Source organism: Rhodococcus yananensis (assembly GCF_020515525.1).
Lineage (GTDB): Bacteria > Actinomycetota > Actinomycetes > Mycobacteriales > Mycobacteriaceae > Rhodococcus > Rhodococcus yananensis.
The window spans coordinates 1-4290 of record NZ_JAIYEP010000142.1 but is presented as its reverse complement, the minus strand read 5'-3'; the positions used below and the strand labels follow the sequence as shown (position 1 = coordinate 4290).

Below are 4290 nucleotides of genomic sequence, written 5' to 3'. Positions count from 1 at the left end.
CGCGCACAGCGACAGCGCGCGCACCCAACTCGACGGGTCGGGCGCGGCGAGCAACCAGCCGGCCGCGACGCCGGTGAGCGCGCCGACGGCAGCCACGAGGAGCCACCGTCGGCGCGCCACCAGCACTGTGATCAGGCCTTCGGCTTGCGCAGCGCGAACCACAGGGCCGCCGCGACCACGACGACACCGGCCACGACGAACCACCACACGGCGGGGCCGTCGTTGCCCGCGTCGTCGGCTGCCGCGTCCCCGCTGCCGGCGGCGGGCGCACCCGGGGTTCCGGTGCCCTCCTCGGTGAGCGTGAACACGCGGGTGCCGCTGACCGGATGCCCGTCCGCGGACGTCACCCGGTACGCCACCGTGTACTCGCCGACCGGGCCGAGTCCGTCGAGACCGACACTGATCGTCGGACCCTCGACGACCGGATCGCCCACCGACCACAGATTGCCGTCGGGGCCGACCACGGTCAGGGCGGCGAACTGCGGTTGCAGGGACTCGTTGAACGTCAGGCTCACCCGGTCGGGGGCCTGCGCGATCCGTTCCCCGTCGTCGGGGCTGCTTCCGATCACCGCGGAATGGGCGGCGGCGGGACCGGCGGACATCATCAGCGCTACGAACAGGGCGGTGACGACGGTGATCAGACGTGTCATGCCCGCCGTCCCCGGATCACGGCACCGAGGCCGAGTGCCGCACCGAGCGCACCGAGCACCAGACCGATCCCGCCGAGCCAACGGGCCGTGGAATCGGTCGTGTCGCCGGTCGCGGTCGACGTCTCGGTTTCCGTCGTGGGGGAACCGCTGTCGCCGTGTGCGTCGCCGCCGCTCGCGGCGAGGGTCAGCGACGGGGCAGGCTTCTCGGGTTCCTCGTCACCGTCGGCGATCTGATCCCACGCGACGACCTCGCCGTCGCTGTACGTCTGCACGGCCGGGAACGTCACCTCCTCGAGATCGGGGAGGGGACCGGCCGACAACACGAATTGCTGGAACTGGCCCGGACCGACCTCGATGCCCGGGTCGGCGGTCCACGTGACGGACTTCGCGAGTTGACTCTGCGGGTCCTTCTCGACTGTCGCGGTCCAGCCGGGCAACGGCTCGGTGCGTGCCGACCGCAGGTCGGGCAGTTGCACCGTCAGGGCGGTGGTCCCCGCCGTGTCGGACTCGGTGGGGACACGGAACGTCAGGACGGTGTAACCGCCCTGGGTGGCGCCCGGCGCGGCGACGGTGACGTGGGCGGCGGCCACGCCGGATCCGGCGAGCAGCAACGCGGCTGTGGCCCCGGCGCCGATCACGGCGCGGGTGAATACGGTCTTCATTTTCGGATGTCGATCTTTCGATGGGAGGTGTCAGGACACGGCGGTGGCCGTGGCCGGTGGACCTCTCACCGAGATCGTCGACGGGAAGACGATGCCGCGGTGCAGCATCGTCGGATGAACCGGCAGCGCCGCCGGTGGTGCCGCCGCAGTCGGTAGCGGCGTCGATGCGAGCCGGATCGTCCGCGCACACACCGAGTGCAGACGGTCGGCGACACCGAGCAGGAGCGCGCAGCCGGCGACGGCGAGCACGTGCGCGGCGATCATCGGCGCCGTCGTGTGCGTGTGGTCGTCGGTCACCGACGACAACGCCACATGCGATGCGATCTGCCCCGCGGCGAGCAGCACCGTCGGCGGCAGCACCGGATGATGCGCCCCCGTGATGCCGACCCCGACGGCGACGGCGACCAGCAGCGCCGCGGCGGCACCGGACGGCATTCCGCCGCCGGCCGCGCCGTGCGCTGCGATCGCCAGCACCGCGGTACACACACCCGCGGTACCGCCGAGCAGGGCCGGACTGGAACTCAACGCGTGATCAGCTCACACCGAGCCGCGCCAACAGATCCGCTTCGATGCCGTCGAGTTCGGTCGAGATCGCGGCGTGCGCGGCCTTGCGTCGCGCCGCCGGCATCTGCTCGGCGGCGGGTACCGCGGCGGTCAGATCGGACAGTCGCGCGCGGATCGCCGTCGCGAACTTCCGGGTCTCGGCGTCCTTCGGGTGCAGCGCCTCGATCTTGGTGAGGGACTGCTCGGCACCGGCGATCCGGGCACTCAGCCGCGCACCGTGCCCCGTGAACTCGCCGAGCTGCTCGACACCGACCCCGAGCTGCTGTGCGCGACGCACGTCGAGCTGCCCACGTATCGCGGTGACCGCCTGGTAGACGAGCGGCGCGAGGATCGGGGTGAGCAACCGCGCCACCGACAGATAGCGTCGGATCTTCGCGGCGTTCAGCCCCTGGTTCTCGGCAGCCTTCTTCTGGGCCTTGAGCGTCGAGATCTGTTCCTTCTCGATCTTGGACTGGGATCGTGCCAGTTCCTTGTCGAGCTTCGCCTGCGACTTCGCGAGCTTCCGGTTCAGCTTCTCCTGGCCCTTCGCGGCCCGCTTGTCGCTCTTGAGCTGGTTCTTCGCACCGAGCTTCGCCTCGAGCTCGGCCTTGTGCCGGAGAGCTTTGGCTTCGGCCCTGCGGGTGGCGCGTCGCTTCCGCCGCGTGAACAACCCCATCGAACAGCACCCTCCATTCGGTACGTCTGCGGCGCGCCCGCGCCCTCGCTCAGCCTAACGTGACGATGCTGCTGTCGGACGCCGCGTCTCGACCGAATACCCTGGACTGTTGTGGAGGCGACCGGTGAGCAGCGGCGCGCGCCCGTTTCATTGGAGGCGAGCGCGCTGACGCGGTGTCGCCACCGGGTGTTTCTGGACGCGGCATATCCCGACGAACTGGCGGCGGCGGCACCGAACGCCGGGGCGGTGCAGCGGCAGGAGGCGGCGGCCGCGCACCGCGACATGATCAGGCAACGCCTCGTCGCCGACGACCCCGACCGATGGGTGGTGATCGAGCCGGACGGGCCGATGGCCCGTCGCGCCGACCGGACCCTCGAGGCGTGCCGCGCCGGTGCGGACCGCATCTGGGGCGCCGTGCTCCCGCTCGAGGCGGACACCGGGCGTCGCGGGCGTTCGGAGATCCTGCTGCGCGACACCGAGCGCGGTGGCTACATTCCCGTCGTCGTCGTCAATCACAAGGTCACCGACCCGGGCCGCGGGGCCGTCACCAGCGACCTGTTCGAGTGGGCGCCGGTCGTCGACGAGAACCGTAAGGTGCGTGCGCAGTTGCGCGACCAGATGCGCGTCGCCCAACTCCACCGGATGCTCGAACGACACGGATTGGCGTCGCCCGCCAAGGTCGCGGGCGCGATCGGCTACGGCGGCGACTGCATCCTGGTGCACGACCTGGAGTCGATCCTCGACGACTACGACGAACGTTTCGCCGACCGACTCGAGATCGCGCGCGGCAACGTGGCGACAGTGCCGTCGCAGATCGGGGAGTGTCGCACCTGCCCGTGGTGGCCGCGGTGCCGTCGGGAACTGGCGGAGCGTCGGGACGTGTCGCTGGTCGCGCCGGGGCAGCGCGCGGTGGTGCTGCGTGAATTGGATGTGCGCACGATCGACGGGCTCGCCGGCTGGACGGGGGATCCGCCGGAGGTGTGGCCGCAGGGGTCGTTCGAGGACGCGATCGTGGTCGCGAAGGCGTGGCTGGCGGACGTGCCGCTGGTGCGGCGGTACCGGCAGGTGACGGTGCAGCGCGCCGACGTCGAGATCGACGTCGACATGGAGAGCTACCACGAGCACGGCGCCTACCTGTGGGGGACGCTGCTCAACACCGACGTGCAGTCGGTGTACCGGCCGTTCGTGACGTGGCGACCGGTGCCCACCGAGGACGAGGCGCGGTCGTTCGCCGAGTTCTGGACGTGGCTGTCGGCGGAACGTCGGGCGGCGGAACGCCGCGGGAAGACGTTCGCCGCGTACTGCTATTCGCGTTCGGCGGAGGACAAGTGGTTGCTGTCGTCGGCGCGCCGGTTCCACGGATACCCGGGGGTCCCGTCGGAGCAGGAGGTCAAGGCGTTCATCTCGACGCCGCAGTGGGTGGACGTCTACCAGGCCGTCACCGACCAGTTCGTGTGCCCGAACGGCAAGGGGCTGAAGAAGATCGCCCCGATCGCCGGGCACCGCTGGCGTGACGACGAGGCCGGTGGCGAGGCGTCGATGAGTTGGTATCGGGAGGCCGTCGGATACGAGGGTGAGCCCGATCCGAGTCAGCGCGCGCGGTTGCTCGAATACAACGAGGACGATGTGATCGCCACGAAGGTGCTGCGGGAGTGGATGAGCGACCGCGCGGTGCTGGACATCCCGCACATCGACGACCTGTAGATCCACCCCACCCGTGCGTGTTTCTGGTAGCTCCGGCCACCAGAAACACGCACGG

At 70.5% G+C, this 4290-nt stretch carries 5 protein-coding genes; 1 reads left to right on the top strand and 4 read right to left on the bottom strand.

Going from position 1 to position 4290, the window contains the following annotated elements:
• Nucleotides 1-131: 131 nt before the first annotated feature.
• The 4 genes from LDQ05_RS19335 to LDQ05_RS19320 are packed head-to-tail and all read right to left on the bottom strand — an operon-like array spanning nucleotide 132 to nucleotide 2531.
• Complete coding sequence (locus LDQ05_RS19335) at nucleotides 132-650, bottom strand: copper resistance CopC family protein (RefSeq protein WP_226438572.1); 519 nt, start codon at nucleotides 648-650, stop codon at nucleotides 132-134.
• The gene (locus LDQ05_RS19330; protein ID WP_226438571.1) at nucleotides 647-1312 is read right to left on the bottom strand and encodes a YcnI family copper-binding membrane protein; all 666 of its coding nucleotides are present in this window, start codon (nucleotides 1310-1312) and stop codon (nucleotides 647-649) included. The genes LDQ05_RS19335 and LDQ05_RS19330 overlap by 4 nt, the downstream gene beginning before the upstream one ends.
• Before the next feature lie 30 nt (nucleotides 1313-1342).
• Nucleotides 1343-1837: a hypothetical protein gene (locus LDQ05_RS19325; RefSeq protein ID WP_226438570.1), complete on the bottom strand. Its 495-nt coding sequence runs from the start codon at nucleotides 1835-1837 to the stop codon at nucleotides 1343-1345.
• 7 nt (nucleotides 1838-1844) lie between these two features.
• Nucleotides 1845-2531 carry a DUF6474 family protein gene (locus LDQ05_RS19320; RefSeq protein ID WP_226438569.1) on the bottom strand — a complete coding sequence of 229 codons (687 nt, stop codon included), beginning with the start codon at nucleotides 2529-2531 and terminating at the stop codon, nucleotides 1845-1847.
• Between the two features lie 111 nt (nucleotides 2532-2642).
• Between LDQ05_RS19320 and LDQ05_RS19315 the strand changes: the two genes are divergently transcribed.
• A complete protein-coding gene (locus tag LDQ05_RS19315; RefSeq protein WP_226438568.1) occupies nucleotides 2643-4235 on the top strand; it encodes a TM0106 family RecB-like putative nuclease in 1593 nt (530 codons plus the stop codon).
• Nucleotides 4236-4290 lie beyond the last annotated feature (55 nt).